General features: G+C 62.0%; 17 protein-coding genes. 6 read left to right on the top strand and 11 right to left on the bottom strand.

Going from position 1 to position 21,463, the window contains the following annotated elements; all coding sequences use genetic code 11:
* Window positions 1–62 precede the first annotated feature (62 nt).
* The 10 genes from M2497_RS28905 to bioB form a co-directional block, all read right to left on the bottom strand.
* The gene (locus M2497_RS28905; protein ID WP_248484968.1) at window positions 63–1,841 is read right to left on the bottom strand and encodes an acyl-CoA dehydrogenase C-terminal domain-containing protein; all 1,779 of its coding nucleotides are present in this window, start codon (window positions 1,839–1,841) and stop codon (window positions 63–65) included.
* A gap of 123 nt (window positions 1,842–1,964) precedes the next feature.
* On the bottom strand, window positions 1,965–3,734 hold the full coding sequence (locus tag M2497_RS28910) for an acyl-CoA dehydrogenase C-terminal domain-containing protein (protein ID WP_248484969.1): 1,770 nt from the start codon (window positions 3,732–3,734) through the stop codon (window positions 1,965–1,967).
* A 90-nt stretch (window positions 3,735–3,824) separates the two neighbouring features.
* On the bottom strand, window positions 3,825–5,114 hold the full coding sequence (locus tag M2497_RS28915) for a GGDEF domain-containing protein (RefSeq protein ID WP_248484970.1): 1,290 nt from the start codon (window positions 5,112–5,114) through the stop codon (window positions 3,825–3,827).
* 206 nt (window positions 5,115–5,320) lie between these two features.
* Window positions 5,321–7,126 (bottom strand): acyl-CoA dehydrogenase C-terminal domain-containing protein, encoded by a 1,806-nt coding sequence (locus M2497_RS28920; protein ID WP_248484971.1) that lies wholly within the window; start codon window positions 7,124–7,126, stop codon window positions 5,321–5,323.
* A gap of 328 nt (window positions 7,127–7,454) precedes the next feature.
* A complete protein-coding gene (locus M2497_RS28925) occupies window positions 7,455–7,736 on the bottom strand; it encodes a hypothetical protein (RefSeq protein ID WP_058426691.1) in 282 nt (93 codons plus the stop codon).
* Window positions 7,737–7,842: 106 nt separating this feature from the next.
* The gene (gene bioD, locus M2497_RS28930) at window positions 7,843–8,523 is read right to left on the bottom strand and encodes a dethiobiotin synthase (RefSeq protein WP_248484972.1); all 681 of its coding nucleotides are present in this window, start codon (window positions 8,521–8,523) and stop codon (window positions 7,843–7,845) included.
* Window positions 8,520–9,332, bottom strand: a complete 813-nt coding sequence (gene bioC, locus M2497_RS28935; protein ID WP_248484973.1) for a malonyl-ACP O-methyltransferase BioC — start codon at window positions 9,330–9,332, stop codon at window positions 8,520–8,522. The genes bioD and bioC overlap by 4 nt, the downstream gene beginning before the upstream one ends.
* Entirely contained in the window at window positions 9,325–10,056 is a 732-nt protein-coding gene (locus M2497_RS28940) for an alpha/beta fold hydrolase (RefSeq protein WP_248484974.1), read from the bottom strand. Before M2497_RS28940 ends, bioC begins: the two co-directional genes overlap by 8 nt.
* On the bottom strand, window positions 10,049–11,230 hold the full coding sequence (bioF, locus tag M2497_RS28945) for an 8-amino-7-oxononanoate synthase (protein ID WP_248484975.1): 1,182 nt from the start codon (window positions 11,228–11,230) through the stop codon (window positions 10,049–10,051). Before bioF ends, M2497_RS28940 begins: the two co-directional genes overlap by 8 nt.
* Window positions 11,231–11,405: 175 nt before the next feature.
* A complete protein-coding gene (gene bioB / locus M2497_RS28950) occupies window positions 11,406–12,461 on the bottom strand; it encodes a biotin synthase BioB (RefSeq protein WP_058426686.1) in 1,056 nt (351 codons plus the stop codon).
* Window positions 12,462–12,553: 92 nt separating this feature from the next.
* Between bioB and M2497_RS28955 the strand changes: the two genes are divergently transcribed.
* From M2497_RS28955 to rarD, 5 genes are all read left to right on the top strand, one after another.
* Window positions 12,554–13,291 (top strand): ComF family protein, encoded by a 738-nt coding sequence (locus M2497_RS28955; RefSeq protein WP_248484976.1) that lies wholly within the window; start codon window positions 12,554–12,556, stop codon window positions 13,289–13,291.
* A gap of 58 nt (window positions 13,292–13,349) precedes the next feature.
* On the top strand, window positions 13,350–14,114 hold the full coding sequence (locus M2497_RS28960) for a TOBE domain-containing protein (RefSeq protein WP_248484977.1): 765 nt from the start codon (window positions 13,350–13,352) through the stop codon (window positions 14,112–14,114).
* Between the two features lie 79 nt (window positions 14,115–14,193).
* Window positions 14,194–16,092, top strand: a complete 1,899-nt coding sequence (locus tag M2497_RS28965; protein ID WP_248484978.1) for a PhoX family phosphatase — start codon at window positions 14,194–14,196, stop codon at window positions 16,090–16,092.
* A gap of 183 nt (window positions 16,093–16,275) precedes the next feature.
* Window positions 16,276–17,250, top strand: a complete 975-nt coding sequence (locus M2497_RS28970; RefSeq protein ID WP_010207031.1) for a serine/threonine protein kinase — start codon at window positions 16,276–16,278, stop codon at window positions 17,248–17,250.
* Window positions 17,251–17,305: 55 nt separating this feature from the next.
* On the top strand, window positions 17,306–18,190 hold the full coding sequence (rarD, locus tag M2497_RS28975) for an EamA family transporter RarD (protein ID WP_092242230.1): 885 nt from the start codon (window positions 17,306–17,308) through the stop codon (window positions 18,188–18,190).
* A gap of 223 nt (window positions 18,191–18,413) precedes the next feature.
* On the opposite strand, the gene M2497_RS28980 is transcribed toward rarD, so the two are convergent.
* Entirely contained in the window at window positions 18,414–18,926 is a 513-nt protein-coding gene (locus M2497_RS28980) for an ACT domain-containing protein (RefSeq protein WP_248484979.1), read from the bottom strand.
* A 266-nt stretch (window positions 18,927–19,192) separates the two neighbouring features.
* Between M2497_RS28980 and M2497_RS28985 the strand changes: the two genes are divergently transcribed.
* Window positions 19,193–21,370, top strand: a complete 2,178-nt coding sequence (locus M2497_RS28985) for a malate synthase G (protein WP_248484980.1) — start codon at window positions 19,193–19,195, stop codon at window positions 21,368–21,370.
* Window positions 21,371–21,463: the final 93 nt, after the last annotated feature.

The following is a 21,463-nucleotide window of genomic DNA, read 5'->3' on the forward strand; positions in this document are numbered from 1 at the left end:
TGGCGATAGAGGACGAATAGCAGTACGTCATGTAAGAGAATGCTTACACGCCCTCCAAGCCTTTAGAACAGGGCTTCATCCAGCAAAAACAGTGATTCGCTACCGGCTTTTACCGATGCACTCAGCGAGTGGATGCGCGGCAACAGGCGCGCAAAGTAGAAGCGTGCAGTCCCGAGCTTGCTGGCGTAGAAGTCTTCTTCCGACTCCTTGCCCAACGCGGCCTTGGCCATGCGCGCCCACATGTAGGCATACGCCATGTAGCCAAAGGCATGCAGGTACTCCACCGACGCCGCGCCGATCTCATTCGGGTTGGTCTTGGCGCGGTCCAGCACCCAGGCGGTCAACTCATCCAGGTTATCCACCGCCGCACTCAACGGTTTGGTGAATTCAGCCAGCTCGGCCCCCGCCGAGGCAATGAACGCGCGGATCTCATCGGCAAACAAGGTGTAGAACGCCCCGCCACTGCCGACGATCTTGCGTCCCATCAGGTCCAAAGCCTGGATGCCGTTGGTGCCTTCGTAGATCTGGGTGATGCGCACATCGCGCACCAGTTGCTCCTGGCCCCACTCGCGAATGTAACCGTGGCCGCCAAACACCTGCTGGCCCAGCATAGTGGTTTCCAGACCCAGGTCGCTCAGGAACGCCTTTGCCACGGGTGTCAGCAACGCCACCAGGTTATCCGCACGCTCACGGGCGGCGGCGTCGTCGCTGAACTTGGCGATGTCCAGTTGCGTCGCCACGTAGGTGGAGAACGCCCGGCCACCTTCGTTGGCGGCTTTCATGGTCAGCAGCATGCGCCGCACGTCCGGGTGCACGATGATCGGGTCGGCCATTTTGTCTTTGGCCTGGGCGCCGGTCGGTGCACGGCTTTGCAGGCGGTCGCGGGCGTATTCGATGGCGTTCTGGTAGGAACGCTCGCCGGACGCCAGGCCCTGGATACCCACCCCCAGACGCTCGTAGTTCATCATGGTAAACATCGCCGCCAGACCTCGGTTCGGCTCGCCCACCAGGTAACCCACGGCCTCGTCGAAGTTCATTACGCAGGTCGCCGACGCCTGGATCCCCATCTTGTGCTCAATGGAGCCGCAGCTCACAGCGTTACGGGCACCCAGGCTGCCGTCGGTGTTCACCATGAACTTCGGCACCAGGAACAGCGAAATCCCCTTGGGCCCCGCCGGCGCGTCCGGCAGCTTGGCCAGGACCAAGTGGATGATGTTATCGGTGAGGTCGTGCTCACCGCCGGTGATAAAGATCTTGGTGCCGCTGACTGTGTAGGAACCGTCCGCCTGCGGCTCAGCCTTGGTGCGGATCATCCCCAGGTCGGTCCCGGCGTGGGCCTCGGTCAGGCACATGGAACCGGCCCACTCGCCGGAATACATCTTCGGCAGGTATGTGGCCTTGAGTGCTTCGCTGGCGTGGGTGTTGATCGACACACAGGCGCCAGACGTCAGCATCGGGTACAGGCCAAAGGCCAGGCTCGACGAGTTGATCATCTCTTCGACCTGGGCCGACACGGCCTTGGGCATGCCCATGCCGCCGAACGCAGGATCACCGCCTACACCCACCCAACCGCCTTCAGCGTAGGTTTTGTAGGCCTGTGGGAAACCGTCCGGGGTAAACACGGCGGTATTATCCCAACGGCAACCTTGTTCATCGCCACCACGGCTGAGCGGGGCGATGGATTTGGCGGTGACCTTGCCGGCTTCTTCGAGGATGGCCTCTACGGTTTCGGCGTCAACGGTGTCTGCCAATGCCGGCAACTGGGCCCAAGTGGTGGCGACCTCAAAGACTTCGTTGAGGACGAAGCGCATATCACGCAGCGGCGCTTTGTAATCAGCCATGGCAAACCTCGTGAGAACGTGAAAAATAATTCGGTAAGAGTCGGTTTTACAGGCTCAGAGTGTACCCGAACAACTTTTCAGACACATAGGGTCCACTTGTGACTGATTGGTATTTTTAAGTCATTACCACGCAAACGCCTCCGCAGGCAGACTCATCAGGCATTCGCTGCCCGCTTCCACGGCAGCGCGATGGGTAGCCGTACGCGGCAGTAGACGCTTGAAGTAGAACTCGCACGTGGCCAGCTTGGCCTTGGCAAAATCGCCATCTGGCTGTTCAAGAGCAGCGATCGCCATGCGCAGCCACAGGTACGCGAGCACCACGTAACCGCTGTACATCAGGTAATCCACGGCTGCCGAGCCCACCTCATCGGCGTTCTTCATGGCGGCCATGCCGACCTTCGTCGTCAACTCGCCCCATTCCCCGTTCAACTGATTGAGCTGCGCCACATAGGCCTTGAGTTGTGGGTGCTCGGCATTCGCCCCGCAGAACTTATGCACGATTTTGGTAAACCCACGCAGCAACTTGCCCTGGCTGCCCAGCACCTTGCGCCCCAGCAGGTCGAGGGCCTGGATGCCGTTGGTGCCTTCATAGATCGGCGCAATCCGCGCATCGCGCGCCAGCTGCTCCATGCCCCATTCACGGATGTAACCGTGGCCGCCGAAGATCTGCATGCCGTGGTTGGTCACCTCAAGGCCGGTATCGGTCATAAAGGCTTTGCAGATGGGCGTGAGGAACGCCAACAGGTCTTCGGCATCCTGGCGCTGGCCGGCGTCACTGCTCAGGTGCGCGGTGTCGAGCAATTGCGCGGTGAAGTAGGTCAGTGCGCGGTTGCCTTCGTTGAAGGCCTTCATGGTCAGCAGCATGCGGCGCACATCGGGGTGCACGATGATCGGGTCAGCCGCTTTGTCCGGGGCCTTGGCGCCGGTCAGCGCGCGCATTTGCAGACGGTCGTTGGCGTATTTGATCGCACCCTGGAAGCTCGCTTCGCCATTGCACAGGCCCTGCATGCCGGTGCCCAGGCGCGCGTGGTTCATCATGGTGAACATGCAGTTGAGGCCCTTGTTCGGCTCGCCGATCAGGAAGCCCCTGGCGCCATCGAAGTTCAGCACACAGGTAGCGGACGCCTTGATGCCCATCTTGTATTCGATGGAACCGCAGTGCACCGCATTGCGCTCACCCGTATCGGCATGGAATTTGGGCACGATAAACAGCGAGATACCCTTGGTGCCTGCCGGCGCATCCGGCAGCTTGGCCAGCACCAGATGGATGATATTGGCGCTCATGTCGTGTTCGCCGGCGGAGATGAAGATCTTGCTGCCGGTGACCGCATAGCTGCCGTCTGCCTGGGGCACGGCACGGGTCTTGATCAGGCCCAGGTCGGTGCCGCAATGAGCTTCGGTGAGGCACATGGTGCCGGTCCATTCGCCCGCTGTGAGCTTGGTCAGATAGGTGTCTTTTTGCTCGGCGGTGCCGTGGGCGTGGATCGCCGACATCGCGCCGTGGGTCAGCCCCGGGTACATGCCCCAGGAGGTGTTGCTGGAGCCGATCATCTCGCTCAGCACCAGGCCGAGCGACTGCGGCAAGCCCTGGCCACCGTAGGCCGGGTCCGCCGCCACGCCGTGCCAGCCGCCCTCCACGTACTGGGCGAAGGCTTCCTTGAAGCCCTTGGGCGTGGTGACCACGCCATTGTCGAAATGACAGCCTTCTTCGTCGCCGCTGCGGTTGAGCGGCGCGAGTACGTTCTCGCAGAATTTCGCGCCCTCTTCGAGGATCGCGCCGACCATGTCCGGGCTGGCGTCGGTGGCACCCAACGCGGCGTAGTGACCGTGGAAATCAAACACGTTGTCGATCAGAAAGCGCATGTCGCGAAGGGGAGCTTTGTACTCAGGCATGGCAATGTCTCCGTCAGCAGATGGTTTCAACCTACTGCCGGCCAACGCCTGGGACAATCACTGTAGAACCGCTGAATACACCGCCATCACTCAACCGGCAGCGCTCTGCATGCGCACCGCGCCACGCCGGGTCTGCCCGGACGCCACCACGCAGTTACGCCCGGCGCCCTTGGCGGCGTACAGCGCCTGGTCGGCGGACTTGAGCACTTCCTCGGGGGAGCGCTGCTCGGCCTGGCGTTCGGCCACGCCGATACTGATGGTCACCGAGACACTGGAGGCGCCGCTGCCCGAACGGCGCTGGCGACCCTGTTGATCGTCCTGGGGGCGGTCCGAATTACGCAGCTTGATGTCGTAGTCGGCGATGATCTCGCGGATCTCCTCTAGGTGCGGCATGCATTCATCCAGGGTCTTGCCGGCGAACACCACGGCGAACTCTTCACCACCGTAGCGGTAGGCGCGCCCGCCGCCGTTGACCTTGGACAGCTTGCTCGCCACCAGCCGCAATACCTGGTCGCCCACGTCATGACCATGGGTGTCGTTGAAGCGCTTGAAGTGATCGACGTCGCTCATCGCCAGCACGTAGTTGCGCCCCAGCCGCTGCATGCGCTCGTTCAGCGCACGACGCCCCGGCAAGCCGGTCAGCTCATCGCGGAAGGCCATTTGATAAGCCTCGTGGGCCACACCGGCCGCGATCATCAGCATCACCTGGCTGCACATGATATTCAGGGTGAAGGGCAGGATGAACGTCTGCGGCAACATCCAGAACAGGCCCAGCAACCCCACCAGTTGCGCCGCATGCAGCGGGCGCGGCTGGTACCAGTATTGCGCCGCCAGGGTCAGGAAGCCGATCAGGAACATCGGGTACGACAGCTGGATCAGGCTCATCCAGCTGCCATGCAGCGCCGGCCAGCGGATCTCCGCCAGCCAGTTCAGCACCGCCTGGGGATAACTCTGCTCCAGCGCCAGGGCCACGCTGCCCACCGCCAGCAACACCGCGCCACGGGCGACAAAGTCACGAAACAGGTGGGTCTTCTCCTGCCACAGCGCGTAGATGCTGAACAACAACGGCAGCAGCAGGCAGCACAGGTGGAACACCACGGCGGCGTCTTCGCGCACGCGGCCATTGTCGCGGTAGAAGTCGGTCTGGGTATCGAGCAGGAAGTAGGCGATGTATACCGTGATCATCAGGAACAGTTCACGCTGGCGGCGGTACACCGCGCAGTACGAACCACCGAGCAACAGCACCAGGGTCGGCAACACATTGAACAGTGAGGTGAAGAAAACGTTGAGGTCCTTGACGTACGCAGCCGAGAGCCCGGCCAGCAAGAGCAGCAACGAAGGTAGAAAATGACTGAAACGTACAGCGGACACGCGTGACAAGGGTAAAACTCCGACCCGCAAAAAATGATGGCACTGTGCCTCTATATGGACAGTTAAGCACAACCTGACACACATGCATCACATTGCCATCACTGTAACGGCAGCCGGCGGTAATCCCTGAGTGCTGCGGTGTGGTTTTTTATCGCCCACAAAAAAGCCGCCGCCCCCGTAGAGGAGCGGCGGCTCTGGAAGTGAACCGGTAAGGCTTAGTAAGCCAGGCCGAAGTCTTCTTCTTTCATGTCCATCAGGTTGTTGGCACCCGACAGCATGGTGGCTTTGTGGGCCAGGGTACGCGGCAGGATGCGCTGGAAGTAGAAGCGCGCGGTCTGCAGCTTGGCGGTGTAGAACGCTTCTTCGGTGGTGCCGGCAGCCAGTTTCTCGGCCGCCAGGCGCGCCATGTCGGCCCAGAAGTAAGCCAGGCAGGCGTAACCGGAGTACATCAGGTAGTCCACCGAGGCGGCACCCACTTCTTCGCGGTCTTTCATCGCGGCCATGCCGACCTTCATAGTCAACTCGCCCCACTCTTTGTTCAGCGCAGCCAGCGGTGCAACGAACTCTTTGACCGCTTCGTTGCCTTCGTTGGCCTGGCAGAACTTGTGCACGATCTTGGTGAAGCCCTTGAGCGCTTCGCCTTGGGTCATCAGCACTTTACGGCCCAGCAGGTCGAGGGCCTGGATGCCGGTCGTGCCTTCGTACAGCATCGAAATGCGGCTGTCGCGAACGTTCTGCTCCATGCCCCACTCGGCGATGAAGCCGTGGCCGCCGTAGATCTGCACGCCGTGGTTGGCCGATTCAAAGCCGACTTCGGTCATGAACGCCTTGGCGATCGGGGTCATGAAGGCCAGCAGGCCGTCAGCCTGTTTCTTGGCGTCTTCGTCGGTGCCGTATTTGACGATGTCCACTTGCTTGGCGGTGAAGTACACCATCGCACGGTTGCCTTCGGCAAAGGCCTTCATGGTCAGCAGCATGCGGCGCACGTCGGGGTGCACGATGATCGGGTCGGCGGCTTTGTCCGGGGCTTTCGGGCCGGTCAGGGAGCGCATTTGCAGGCGATCGAGGGCATATTTCAGGCCACCCTGGAAGCCGATTTCGGCGTGGGACAGGCCTTGCAGCGCGGTACCCAGGCGAGCGGTGTTCATAAAGGTGAACATGCAGTTCAGGCCTTTGTTCGCCGGGCCGATCAGGAAACCGGTGGCCGCGTCGAAGTTCATCACGCAGGTGGCGTTGCCGTGGATGCCCATCTTGTGTTCCAGGGAACCACAGCTCACGGCGTTGCGCGCGCCAATCGAGCCATCGGCGTTCGGCAGGAACTTCGGCACGATGAACAGCGAGATGCCTTTGGTGCCGGCCGGTGCGTCCGGCAGGCGGGCCAGTACGATATGGACGATGTTGTCGGCCATGTCGTGTTCACCGGCCGAGATGAAGATCTTGGTGCCGGAGACCTTATAGGAACCATCCGCCTGAGGCTCGGCCTTGGTGCGCAGCATGCCCAGGTCGGTGCCGCAGTGTGGCTCGGTCAGGCACATAGTGCCGGTCCATTCGCCCGACACCAGTTTGGTCAGGTAGGCCTCTTGCTGCTCGGGCGTGCCGTGCTCGGAGATAGTGTTCATCGCACCGTGGGACAGGCCTGGGTACATGCCCCACGACCAGTTGGCGGCGCCGACCATTTCGCTCACGGCCAGGCCCAGGGATTCCGGCAGGCCCTGGCCGCCGTGCTCCACGTCGTGGGCCAGGCTTGGCCAGCCGCCTTCTACGAATTGTTTGTAGGCTTCTTTGAAACCGGTAGGGGTTTTAACGCCCGACTCACTCCAGGTGCAGCCTTCGATGTCGCCCACGCGGTTCAGCGGTGCCAGCACTTGCTCACAAAACTTGGCGCCTTCTTCAAGGATGGCGTCAACCATGTCCGGGGTAGCGTCCTGGCAAGCCGGCAGGCTCTGATAGTGCGCTTCATAGCCAAGCAGTTCGTCACGAACGAAGCGAATATCACGCAAGGGGGCCTTGTAGTCAGGCATAGCGATAAACCTCTGCTGATGTATCTGGAATGAACAACCGCGTGGAAGTGTTGGGGCGGTCAAACAGGTGTTTGAAACATACGTTTACGACCTGGGGATGTCAAGCGTCGTCCGGATGCCGTTTGTCATGACGCGGGTCAATGGCGCGCACGGTAACGCTTGCGGCTAGACGCCACATGACTGGGGGAGTGTAGAAGTTCAGAAGGACGACACAGTAAAAATGTGGGAGGGGGCTTGCCCCCGATAGCGCAGTGTCAGCCATACACACATTGGCTGGTCCATCACTATCGGGGGCAAGCCCCCTCCCACATTTTTTAGCGCCAGCAGATCAGGCGTAGGTGTCGATCAGGGTACCGAGCATTTCATCGGAAGCCTTGGCGACTTTAGCGCCGAGTTCCACTTGGAACTTGCCTTGGGCCATTTCAACCATGTTGCTGGCCGAGTTGGACGGCTGGGCGCGGTCGTTGGCTTGCAGACGGTCGCTTTGCGCGTCCGATGGCTGAGTGGTCGCGGCGCTGGCAATTCTGCCGGCGGCCTGATCGACACGGTTCTGCCCGGACTGAATGCTGCTCAGGCCCGAGTAAAACGCGCTGCTTCCAGAGATTTCCATGGCGTAAGCCTGCCTTTAGAGAATCGTGAAGTTGAATTGAAGCAGATATCCCGTCAAAGGGCTCGTCAAAAACAATAATGGCATAATGCCTTGTCGATAGCCAAAATCAGTCAAGCAGGTCCAGTTGCAAGTACTCGGCAACCGCTTCAGCCCCGGCGTGCTTGAGTTTCGGCACACGCCCCAAGCATGGCGCAGGCAGGCGCTCAGCCAGGGTGGCAAGGTTTTCTTCCAGACGGGAGGTCTTGGGGTCGATGATATTCGCCACCCACCCGGCCAACGGCAGGCCATCCCGGGCGATGGCTTCGGCGGTCAGCAAGGCATGGCTGATGCAACCCAGGCGCACCCCCACCACCAGGATCACCGGCAATTTCAGCGCCATGGCCAGGTCCGACATATTCGCCTGGTCAGCCAATGGCACGCGCCAGCCACCGGCGCCTTCGATCAGGGTGAAATCCGCTTGCCGTGCCAGGATCTGCTGCATGGGCTTCAACAACGATTGCACGGTGAGCGAGAAACCCGCCTCCCGCGCCGCCAGATGGGGTGCGATGGCCGGTTCGAACGCCACCGGATTGACCTCGGCATAACTAAACGGCAGCGAGCATTCGGACAGCAACGCCAACGCATCGGCGTTGCGCAAGCCCTTGGGCGTGACCTGGCAACCGGAGGCCACCGGCTTACCCGCCGCGGTGCTTCTGCCGGCTTGCCGCGCCGCGTGCAACAGACCGGCGGCGATGGTGGTTTTGCCGACATCGGTGTCGGTGCCGGTGATGAAGTAGGCGGCGCTCATAGAGGTTTCTCCAGTACGGCATACACCACTTGGTAAGTCGCCGGCAGGCCTTGGGCCTGGCGGAACCGCTCATACGCGTGCACCAGTGCAACAATCCGCGCGCGCCCCGTCAACCCACCGGGGCGACCGGGGTTGAGGTTATGCGCGCCCAGGGCCTTCAATTCGTGGGTCAGGCTGCGCACATCCGGGTAATGCAACACATGAGGACGGCGCTCCAGGCTCACCACCCGCAGGCCGCTGGCCGCACACACTTGTTGATACGCCTCGAAGGTGCGGAAGCGATTGACATGCACCAGGCCATCCGCCGCACGCCAGCTCTCGCGCAGCTCTTCCAGGGTGCCCGTGCAGAGACTGGCGAAGGCCAGCACACCGCCCGGTTGCAACACCCGATGGGCCTCGCTGAGTACCGCCTCGAAATTCGCACACCACTGCACCGCGAGGGACGAGAAGATCAGCTGCACGCTGTCAGCTTTGAGCGGCAAGCGTTCGGCGTCGCCGGCGATGAAGTGCTCGGCGCCACCCAGGGGGCGTGCGTGGTTGAGCATGCCTTCGGCGATGTCCAACGCGATGCCTTGGCTGGCGGGCCAGCGCTCCCCCAGCACACGGCTGAAATAACCGGTGCCGCAGCCCATGTCCAACCAACGTTGCGGCGCGGTATCGGCCGGTAAGCGCGCCAGCAATTGGCAGCCCACCGCCCGCTGCAACTCGGCGACGCTGTCGTAACTGGCGGCGGCACGGGAAAAGGACGCCGCCACCTGGCGCTTGTCCGGCAACGCACCCGGCAGCGGGGCGTGGGATAAATCAGTCATCGACGCACTCATGCAAAAAAGCCTGGATGGCCCCCGCTACACCGTGAGGGTCTTCCAGAAGAAAAGCGTGGCCGGCCTGTTCAATCAGGCCGATTTCAACATCCGGCAGCAGGGCCAGCAGGTCGCTGGCGGCTTCGGCGGGCACCAACCCATCCAGGCCGGCGAACAGGTGCAACTGCGGGCCGCGATAGGCCAATAAGGCTTCACGGGTATCCAACTGGGCGAGTAGCTCAAGGCCGGGCATCAACACACTGGGCGGCGTGTTCGGCGCGCTACTGACCAGCAGGCGCGACAGCCCGCGCGGGTCTTCGGCACCCTTGGCGCACAACAAACCGAAGCGTTTGAGGGTGACTTGGGAGTCGGCATGGCAGCCGGCGAGGAATGCATCGAAGGTCTCGGCGGGCATCGCGCTTGGCCAGCCAGCGTGGGCGACGAAACACGGGTTACTCGCCAGCGTCAGCAGGCCGCAGCAACGTTCGCCGCGCCGCGCCGCCAGTTCCGAGGCCAGCATGCCGCCCAGGGACCAGCCGCCCAGCCAGGCGTTGTCCGGCAGCGTAGCGTCGAGTTCGTCGAGCCACTCGTTCAGGTCGCTGGAGTCCAGTGCAGGCAACGGTTCGATCTGCACCTGCAGGTGCTCGTCCAAACCTTGCAAGGCGGCGGCCAACGGCTCCAGCGGCGATACACCGAGGCCCCAGCCGGGCAGTAATATCAGTCGATCACGCATGGCCTCGCTCCGAACTGCCTAACAAGCGGAAACACGCTTCCAATGCGTTTAACAATAGCTGCACCTGCGCCGCGCTGTGGGCTGCCGTCAATGTCACGCGCAGACGCGCGCTGCCGGCGGGCACGGTGGGTGGGCGGATCGCCGTCACCATCAGGCCGCGTTCACGCAGCATCTGCGACAGGCGCACGGCCTTGGCGCTGTCGCCGATCAGGACGGGTTGGATCGGCGTAAAGCTGTCCATCAGCTCCAGCCCAATCTGCTCGGCGCCCTGGCGGAACTGGCGGATCAGGCGGTTGAGGTGCTCGCGCCGCCAATGTTCGCTGCGCAACAGTTCCAGGCTTTTCAAGGTGGCACAGGCCAGGGCGGGCGGTTGGCTGGTGGTGTAGATGTACGGGCGGGCGAACTGGATCAGGCTTTCGATCAGCTCTTCACTGCCGGCCACAAATGCCCCGGCCGTGCCGAACGCCTTGCCGAGGGTGCCGACCAGCACCGGCACGTCCTCCTGGCTCAGGCCGAAATGCTCGACGATCCCGCCGCCGTTGGCGCCCAGGGGGCCAAAGCCATGGGCGTCATCTACCATCAACCAGGCGCCTTTGGCCTTGGTTTCGCGGGCCAGCGCGGGCAGGTCGGCCAGGTCGCCGTCCATGCTGAATACACCATCGGTGACCACTAGGGTATTGCCGGTAGCTTTCTCCAGGCGCTTGGCCAGGCTCTGCACATCGTTATGCAGGTAACGATTGAAACGCGCACCCGAGAGCAAGCCCGCATCCAGCAGCGACGCATGGTTGAGACGGTCTTCCAGCACCGTATCGCCCTGCCCCACCAATGCCGTGACCGCGCCGAGGTTGGCCATGTAGCCGGTGGTAAACAGCAGCGCACGCGGGCGACCGGTGAGGTCGGCCAGGGCTTCTTCCAGTTCATGGTGTGGCGTGGCATGCCCGACCACCAGGTGCGAAGCGCCGCCGCCCACACCCCAACGCGAGGCACCGGCGCGCCAGGCCTCGATCACCTGCGGGTGATTGGCCAGGCCCAGGTAATCGTTATTGCAGAACGCCAGCAGCGGCTGGCCGTCCACCACCACTTCCGGGCCCTGGGGGCTGTCGAGTAGCGGGCGTTGGCGATAAAGGTGTTCGGCACGGCGGGCAGCGAGACGCGCGGCGAGATCGAAAGACATGCAGGCCTCGATTAAACAGATGTAGGCGGTCAAGAATGTGGCGGGGATCCAGTGTGGGAGGGGGCTTGCCCCCGATTGCAATCTGTCAGTTGATGCAGGTGTCGACTGACCCATCGCTATCGGGGGCAAGCCCCCTCCCACACCAGCCGTTTCCCACAGGTGGCTGGCATTTCAATCAAACAACGGCGTTATAGAACTGCTCGCTGCTCTTCTGCTCCACCAACGCCTGCTCGATTGCGGCCTGGTGCACTTCATCGGCATGTTCTTCACGGGCTTCCGGCAGGATGCCCAGGCGCGCAAACAGTTGCATGTCCTTGTCAGCCTGCGGGTTGGCGGTGGTCAGCAACTTGTCGCCGTAGAAGATCGAGTTGGCACCGGCAAAGAACGCCAACGCCTGCATCTGCTCGTTCATCGCTTCACGGCCGGCCGACAGGCGCACATGGGACTTCGGCATCAGGATGCGCGCCACGGCGAGCATGCGGATGAAGTCGAACGGGTCGATGTCTTCGGCGTTTTCCAGCGGCGTGCCCGCCACTTTCACCAGCATGTTGATCGGCACCGACTCCGGATGCTCCGGCAGGTTGGCCAGTTGGATCAGCAAATTGGCGCGGTCGTCGAGGGACTCGCCCATGCCGAGGATGCCGCCGGAGCAGATCTTCATCCCCGAATCACGTACATAGGCCAGGGTTTGCAGGCGCTCGCTGTAGGTGCGGGTGGTGATGATGCTGCCGTAGAACTCCGGCGAGGTGTCGAGGTTGTGGTTGTAGTAGTCCAGGCCGGCCTGGGCCAGGGCTTCTGTCTGGTCCTGGTCGAGGCGGCCGAGGGTCATGCAGGTTTCAAGGCCCATGGCCTTTACGCCTTTGACCATCTGCAACACGTAGGGCATGTCTTTGGCCGACGGGTGCTTCCAGGCGGCGCCCATGCAGAAGCGCGTCGAGCCGATGGCTTTGGCGCGGGCAGCCTCTTCGAGGACCTTCTGCACTTCCATCAGCTTCTCTTTTTCGAGGCCGGTGTTGTAGTGGCCCGACTGCGGACAATATTTGCAATCTTCCGGGCAGGCGCCGGTCTTGATCGAGAGCAGCGTCGACACTTGCACACGGTTGGCGTCGAAATGCGCGCGGTGCACGGTCTGCGCCTGGAACAGCAGGTCATTGAATGGCTGCACGAACAGCGCTTTGACTTCGGCGAGGGACCAATCGTGACGCAAGGTGGCGGTGGTGCTGGCGCTCATGGGCGATTCCTTGATTATGCTTTGGCAAGCGCTGCGGGAAGGGCAATACCCACAGGCACGACACGGATGCTCGGCATATTTAAGGAAGATTCATGCACTGTCAACCGAGACACAAACACCAGGTTTACATCTGGTCAAATAACATACAAACCTGTTTAATCTGTGATGAAGCGACACAATCCGCCCATTGTGTGTGCAACGTCTGCGAAACCGAGCTGCCCTGGCTCATGGAGCACTGCGATGTGTGTGCCCTGCCCCTGCCGATGGAGGGTTTGACTTGCGGACAATGCCAAAAAAATCCCCCCGCGTTTAAACAGGTCATCGCCCCCTGGTCCTACAGCTTCCCCATCGACAGTCTGATCAGCCGCTTCAAGCATCAGGCACGCTGGCCCCTCGGGCAGATGCTGGCGTGGCTGTTGGCGCAGCACCTGCACCATCGCTTTGATAACACCGGACTCACCCGCCCCGACTGCCTGCTACCGGTGCCCATGGCCCGCAAGCGCCTGCGCGAACGCGGCTACAACCAGGCGTTGATGCTGGCACGCTGGCTCAGCAGCGACTTGAACATTCCCCACGATGAACAGCTGTTGTTACGCCCCCATGAAACCGTGGCACAGCAGGCACTCGACGCCAAGACCCGTAAACGCAACCTGCTCGGTGCCTTCGCCCTGGCGCCCCACGCCCAGGTGCAGGGCCGCCACTTCGCCCTGGTCGACGACGTGCTGACGACCGGCGCCACGGCCCATAGCCTGGCGCGGTTATTGATGAACGCCGGTGCGAAGCAGGTCGATGTGTATTGCCTGGCCCGCACACCCAAACCGGGCAGTTGACTTGACTCCAGCCCACCTTGCCCGCAACGTTCGGCTCATCCCAGCCAAGCGTATCCACATGTCTCTGCCAACCTCCCTCAGCCAACACATCATCCGCCGCCCCCAGCGCATTGCCTTACTGGCACATATCGCCGAGCAGGGTTCCATCACCCGTGCGGCCAAAAGCGCAGGCTTGAGTTACAAGGCGGCGTGGGATGCCATCGACGAGCTGAACAACCTGGCACAAAAGCCGTTGGTGGAACGCAGCGTGGGCGGCAAGGGCGGCGGTGGCGCGAAGCTGACGGCCGAAGGTGAGCGCGTGCTGCGTCTTTATCAGCGCCTGCAAGTGCTGCAAGCCGAAGTGCTGGGTTCCGATGAAGCCGCCAGCGACTTCAACCTGCTGGGCCGCTTGATGCTGCGCACCAGCGCGCGCAACCAATTGCATGGCCAGGTGATCGCCATCGAGCAGCAGGGCCGTAACGACCTGATCCGCCTGCAACTGGCCGGTGGCCTGAGCCTGGACGCGCAGATCACCCATGACAGCACGCAACGCCTGGAACTGGAAACCGGCGTGGAAGTGGTGGCGCTGATCAAGGCCGGCTGGCTGGAAGTGCTCGCATCCGAGCAAGCTGCAACACCTGGACACAATTGCATGAGCGGCACCGTCGACGTCATTCTCGACGCCGACGACGGCCCCAGCGAAGTGCGCATTGCCCTGCCCAATGGCCAGGTTTTATGCGCCCTGGCGCGGCCCGAGGCACTCAAGGACGTGGGCGCCGCCGAAGGTAAAACCATCACCGTGCAATTCGCGCCCAGCAATGTGCTGCTCGGTACGCCGGTGTAGCCGCAGCCCGCCTTCAAACTGCAACAATTTCGTCACGCCCGCTCCTTATGGTGTCTGCAAAAACCGCAGGGAGCCTGAGATGAGCCTATTAGAAGAAAACCAAGCCACCGACCTGGAACAGATGGTCGGCCTCACCCGCCGCCGCTTTATCGGCGCCGGCGCCTTGTGCGGTGCCGCGATGTTCCTCGGCGGCAACCTGCTGACCCGCAGCGCCCTGGCCGTCAACGCCGCCAGCGCCAGCCCGCTGCTGGGCTTTACCAGCATCGCCGCCGCCACCAGTGACGCAATCACCTTGCCGCCAGGCTACAGCGCCTCGGTGCTGATCAGTTGGGGCCAACCGCTGAGCAAGAGCGCACCCGCCTTCGACCCGTCCGGCAACGGCACGGCCAAGGCCCAGGAACAGCAGTTCGGTGACAACAACGACGGCATGAGCCTGTTCGCCTTCCCGGGCGACGACAACCGTGCGCTGATGGCGATCAACAACGAATACACCAATTACCGCTACCTCTTCGCCCACGGCGGCGCGCCGCAATCGGCCGAAGACGTGCGCAAGGCCCAGGCCAGCGAAGGCGTGTCGGTGATCGAAGTGCGGCGCAAGGGCGACACCTGGCAGTTCGTGCAGGACTCGCGCTACAACCGGCGCATCCACGGCAACTCGCCGATCAATCTCAGCGGCCCCGCCGCCGGCCACGCCTGGCTGAAAACCAGCGCCGACAAAACCGGCAAGAAGGCCCTCGGCACTTTCCAGAACTGCGCCAACGGCAAGACACCGTGGGGCACCTATCTGACGTGCGAAGAGAACTTCACCGACTGTTTTGGCAGCAGCAACCCACAACAAACCTTCGACGCCGGGCAGAAACGCTACGGGGTGGTAGCCGCCAGCAAAGACATCAACTGGCACCCGCACGACCCGCGCTTTGACATCGCCAAGAACCCCAACGAGCTCAACCGCCACGGTTGGGTGGTGGAAATCGACCCGTTCGACCCCAAGTCCACCCCCGTCAAACGCACCGCCCTGGGCCGCTTCAAGCATGAAAACGCCGCCCTGGCCGAAACCCGTGACGGCCGCGCCGTGGTGTACATGGGCGACGACGAGCGCGGCGAGTTCATCTACAAGTTCGTCAGCCGCGACCCGATCAACCACCACAACCCCAAGGCCAACAAGGACCTGCTCGACCACGGCACCTTGTACGTGGCGATCTTCGATGCGGGCGACGGCAACGCCGACCATCCCAAGGGCAAGGGCCAATGGGTCGAGCTCAGCCACGGCAAGAACGGCATCGACGCCAGCACAGGTTTCGCCAGCCAGGCCGAGGTGCTGATCCACGCGCGCCTGGCCGCCAGTGTGGTGAAAGCCACCCGCATGGACCGCCCGGAATGGATCGTGGTCAGCCCCACCGATGGCCAGGTCTATTGCACCCTCACCAACAACGCCAAGCGCGGTGAAGACGGCCAGCCGGTCGGCGGCCCCAACCCGCGTGAGAAAAACGTCTACGGCCAGATCCTGCGCTGGAAGGCCGACGCGGATAACCACGGTTCCACGGAATTCAGCTGGGACCTGTTTGTAGTGGCCGGCAACCCGGGCGTGCACGCCGGCACGCCGAAGGGTGGCTCGTCGAACATCAACCCGCAGAACATGTTCAACAGCCCGGATGGCCTGGGTTTCGACAAGGCCGGGCGCTTGTGGATTCTCACCGATGGCGACTACAGCAACGCGGGTGACTTCGCCGGGATGGGCAATAACCAGATGCTCTGCGCCGACCCGTCTACCGGGGAAATCCGCCGTTTCATGGTAGGGCCGGTGGCCTGTGAGGTGACAGGCATCAGCTTCTCGCCGGATCAGAAGACGCTGTTTGTGGGGATTCAGCACCCAGGCGAAACCGGCGGTTCGACCTGGCCGGAACATCTGCCGAATGGCAAGCCGCGCTCGTCAGTGATGGCAATTCGGCGGGATGACGGCGGTATCGTCGGAGCCTGACAAGGCCTCATCGGGGGCAAGCCCCCTCCCACACTGACTGTGTTCACAGTCAAAATATGTGAATGCAGTCAATGTGGGAGGGGGCTTGCCCCCGATAGCAATGGCACAGCCACCACCTATCTCAGCCCCGGTGCGTTACCATACCCGGCCGGACGCGGCGCCCTGCTGCGCGCAGGAGTTCGCATGGCCCACCCGTTTGAAACACTCACCCCCGACCTGGTACTCGACGCTGTCGAAAGCATCGGTTTCCTCAGCGATGCGCGCGTATTGGCGCTCAACAGCTACGAAAACCGCGTCTACCAAGTGGGCATCGAAGACTCCGAGCCGCTGATCGCCAAGTTCTATCGCCCGCAGCGCTGGACCAACGAGGCGATCCTTGAAGAACACCGCTTCACCTTCGAACTGGCCGAATGCGAAGTGCCGGTGGTGGCACCGCTGATCCACAACGGCGAAAGCCTGTTCGAACATGCCGGCTTCCGCTTCACCCTGTTCCCGCGCCGTGGCGGCCGTGCGCCGGAACCGGGCAACCTCGACCAACTCTATCGCCTCGGGCAACTGCTCGGCCGTTTGCATGCGGTGGGCTCGACCCGCCCGTTCGAACATCGTGAAGCCCTGGGCGTGAAGAACTTCGGTCACGATTCCCTCACCACCTTGCTGGAAGGCAATTTCATCCCCAAAAGCCTGCTGCCGGCCTACGAGTCCGTGGCCCGCGACCTGCTCAAGCGCGTGGAAGAGGTGTACAAGGCCACGCCGCACAAGAACATCCGCATGCACGGCGATTGCCACCCCGGCAACATGATGTGCCGCGACGAGATGTTCCACATCGTCGACCTGGATGACTGCCGCATGGGCCCGGCGGTTCAGGACCTGTGGATGATGCTCGCCGGCGACCGTCAGGAATGCCTGGGGCAACTGTCGGAGTTGATGGACGGCTATCAGGAGTTCCACGACTTCGACCCGCGTGAACTGGCGCTGATCGAACCCCTGCGCGCCTTGCGCCTGATGCATTACAGCGCCTGGCTGGCACGGCGCTGGGATGACCCGGCGTTCCCCCATAGTTTCCCGTGGTTTGGCAGTGAGCGGTATTGGGGCGATCAGGTGTTGGCCTTGCGCGAACAGCTCTCGGCGTTGAATGAAGAGCCACTGAAGCTGTTTTGACTGACAAATATCCTTACAATCGCGCTTTGTTAGCTGCCTAAGCAAGGATTTCGCAATGCAAGCCGCCAACCCCCGCAAGGGGTACATCCTGGGCCTGAGCGCCTATGTCATCTGGGGTCTGTTCCCGCTCTACTTCAAAGCCATCGCCAGCGTGCCCGCCGCCGAAATCATCGTGCACCGCGTGCTGTGGTCGGCGCTGTTCGGCGGTTTGCTGTTGATGGTCTGGAAGCATCCCGGCTGGTTCCGCGAACTGCGTGACAACCCCAAGCGCCTGGCGATCCTGGCCCTCAGTGGGTCGTTAATCGCGGGTAACTGGCTGACCTACGTGTGGTCGGTCAACACCGGGCGCATGCTGGAAGCGAGCCTGGGTTACTACATCAACCCGTTGGTGAATGTGGTGCTGGGCATGTTGATCCTGGGTGAACGCCTGCGCCGTTTACAGTGGGTCGCCGTTGGGCTGGCTGCGGTGGGTGTGGCGCAACAGGTGTGGCAGGTGGGCAGCTTGCCGTGGGTGTCGCTGGTACTGGCGTTGACCTTTGGTTTCTACGGGCTGATCCGCAAGCAGGCACCGGTGAAAGCGCTGCCAGGGCTGGTGGTGGAAACCTGGATGCTGGTGCCGATTGCGGTTGCATGGCTGCTGTTCAATCCGACCGCCCACAGTGCGCAGATGGAATTCTGGGGCACCTCCGAAGCCTGGTGGCTGGTAGCCGCCGGCCCGGTGACACTGATCCCGCTGGTGTGTTTCAACGCCGCCGCACGGCATTTGCCCTATACCGCCCTGGGCTTTTTGCAGTACGTCGCGCCGACCCTGGTATTGCTGGAAGCCGTGCTGCTGTTCGGCGAGCATCTGGCACCAAGCACTTTGACCGCCTTCGCGTTCATCTGGGCGGGCCTGGTGGTGTACAGCATGGACATCTGGCTCAGCGCACGCAAACGCTGATCAAATAACGTACAAACCTCTGCAAGCCATAATCTACGTGGCTTGCAGACATCCACCCCAAGGTTATCCACAACCTGATCCCCGCCATTTGTGCACAAGCCCTTGAAACTGCTCGTTTTTTGCTCAAGTAGCGAAGAACCCCGCACGGCGTGGCCTGGCGCCGGGTCTCTACAGGTTATCCACAGGCCCATGCAAGATTTCCATGCATAACCCTGTGGGCAGATTATTCCTCGTGGTGCAGCTCCACCATCAGATCATCGGCCAGGGTTTCCAGGGACAATTGCAAAGTATCCAGGGATAACGCTGCCGGCACCTGCAACAGCGCCTCGGCGGTAAACAACGGATCACCGCTCATGGGCGCCGGGCGCACGTCCGTGCTCAGGCTCTCCAGGTTCACGCCCTGCTTGCTCAGCAGCGCCGTGATCTCGCGCACAATGCCCGCACGGTCATTGCCCACCAGCGTCATCATGATCGACTTGGAGGCTGAGGCCTGCCCGCTGCTGCCCTCACCCACCAGCACGCGAATGCCGTGTGTGGATAAGTCCTCCAGCGCACCGACCAGCGCCTGACGGTTCTCTGTAGGAACGCCGACGCGCAGGATCCCGGCAAATTGCCCGGCCATGTGCGCCATGCGGCTTTCCAGCCAGTTGCCACCGTGGGCGGCGATGTTCTGTGCGATGCGCTCGACCAGACCGGGTTTGTCGGCGGCGATAATTGTGAGTACAAGATGGTCCATGGCAAAGCCCTCTGAATTCAATCTACAAGGTGGACTCGGAAGCCCTCGAAAACAAATCGTGTACCATTTTTATATTTATCTGGAACAATCCAATAGTTTTTTGAGAACATCCGGTTCTCCGCTGTGACCGTACGACCAAAGTGGGTCGCTAAACGACGTATTTAGTCTAATTTTCACAACCGCAAGTCATCATGTAGTATGCCCAACCGTGCACTACATAATGAAAATCTGAAAAAGCGCATAAGCTCCGCAGAGTGAGGCAAGCAATGACTGAACACGTTCAAGTCGGTGGCCTGCAGGTCGCCAAAGTCCTGTTCGACTTCGTGAACAACGAAGCCATTCCCGGTACCGGCATCACTGCCGACCAGTTCTGGGCCGGTGCCGACAAGGTCATCCACGACCTGGCACCGAAGAACAAAGCCCTACTCGCCAAACGCGACGATTTCCAAGCGCGGATCGATACCTGGCACCAGACTCACGCAGGCCAGGCGCACGACCCGATGGCTTACAAAGCCTTCCTGCAAGACATTGGATACCTGCTGCCAGAAGCCGCGGATTTCCAGGCCACGACCCAAAACGTCGATGACGAGATCGCCCGCATGGCCGGCCCGCAGCTGGTGGTGCCGGTGATGAACGCGCGCTTCGCCCTCAACGCCTCGAATGCGCGTTGGGGCTCGCTGTATGACGCGCTGTATGGCACCGACGCCATCAGCGAAGCCGACGGCGCCGAGAAGGGCCAGGGCTACAACAAGGTCCGTGGCGACAAGGTGATCGCCTTCGCCCGCGCCTTCCTCGATGAGGCCGCCCCGCTTAGCGCTGGCAGCCATGTGGAGTCGACCGGCTACAAGATCGTCGATGGCACGCTGATCGTCAGCCTCAAGGGCGGCAGCAACAGCGGCCTGCGCGACGATGCCCAGTTGATCGGCTACCAGGGCCCTGCGGCGGAGCCGATTGCGATCCTGCTGAAACACAACGGCCTGCACTTCGAAATCCAGATCGACGCCAGCACCCCGGTCGGCCAGACCGACGCCGCCGGCGTCAAAGACGTGCTGGTGGAAGCCGCGCTGACCACCATCATGGACTGCGAAGACTCCGTCGCCGCCGTGGATGCCGACGACAAAGTGGTGATCTACCGCAACTGGCTCGGCCTGATGAAGGGCGACCTGGCCGAAGAAGTGGCCAAGGGCGGCAAGACCTTCACCCGCACCATGAACGCCGACCGCGTGTACACCGGCGTAAATGGCCAGGACGTGACGCTGCATGGCCGTTCGCTGTTGTTCGTGCGCAACGTGGGTCATCTGATGACCATCGACGCGATCCTCGACAAAGACGGCAACGAAGTGCCCGAAGGCATTCTCGACGGGCTGATCACCAGCCTGGCGGCGATTCACAGCCTCAATGGCAACGGCAGCCGCAAGAACAGCCGCACCGGTTCCGTGTACATCGTGAAACCGAAGATGCACGGCCCGGAAGAAGCCGCGTTCACCAACGAGCTGTTCGGCCGCATCGAAGACGTGCTGAACCTGCCACGCAATACCCTGAAAGTCGGGATCATGGACGAGGAACGCCGCACCACGGTCAACCTCAAGGCCTGCATCAAGGCCGCCAGCGAGCGTGTGGTGTTTATCAACACCGGTTTCCTCGACCGTACCGGCGACGAGATCCACACCTCCATGGAAGCCGGCGCGATGGTGCGCAAGGCGGCAATGAAGGCAGAAAAATGGATCGGCGCCTATGAAAACTGGAACGTCGATATCGGCTTGAGCACCGGGCTGCAAGGCCGTGCGCAGATCGGTAAAGGCATGTGGGCGATGCCCGACCTGATGGCGGCGATGCTCGAACAGAAAATCGCCCACCCACTGGCCGGCGCCAACACCGCGTGGGTACCGTCGCCTACGGCGGCTGCGCTGCACGTGTTGCACTACCACAAGGTCGACGTATTCGCCCGCCAGGCCGAATTGGCCAAGCGCGAACGCGCGTCGGTGGACGACATCCTGACCATTCCCCTGGCCAGCAACACCGATTGGTCTGACGAGGAAATCCGCAACGAACTGGACAACAACGCCCAAGGCATCCTGGGCTATGTGGTGCGCTGGATCGACCAGGGCGTCGGCTGTTCGAAAGTGCCGGACATCAACGATGTGGGCCTGATGGAAGACCGCGCCACCCTGCGTATCTCCAGCCAGCACATCGCCAACTGGCTGCGCCACGGCATCGTCAACGAAGCCCAGGTGATGGAAAGCCTCAAGCGCATGGCGCCGGTGGTAGACCGTCAGAATGCCGGGGACAAACTGTATCGCCCACTGGCACCGGACTTCGACAGCAACATCGCGTTCCAGGCAGCGGTGGAGTTGGTGATTGAAGGGACCAAGCAGCCAAACGGGTACACCGAGCCGGTGCTGCACCGTCGGCGTCGGGAGTTCAAGGCTAAAAACGGCCTGTAAATGAAAAAGCCCTGATCGAGAGATCGGGGCTTTTTCTTTAGGGTTGTGGTGGCTGAACTGGCGCTATCGGGGGCAAGCCCCCTCCCACAACTA

The organism is Pseudomonas sp. CYM-20-01 (assembly GCF_023169845.1).
Taxonomy (GTDB): Bacteria; Pseudomonadota; Gammaproteobacteria; order Pseudomonadales; family Pseudomonadaceae; genus Aquipseudomonas; species Aquipseudomonas azotoformans.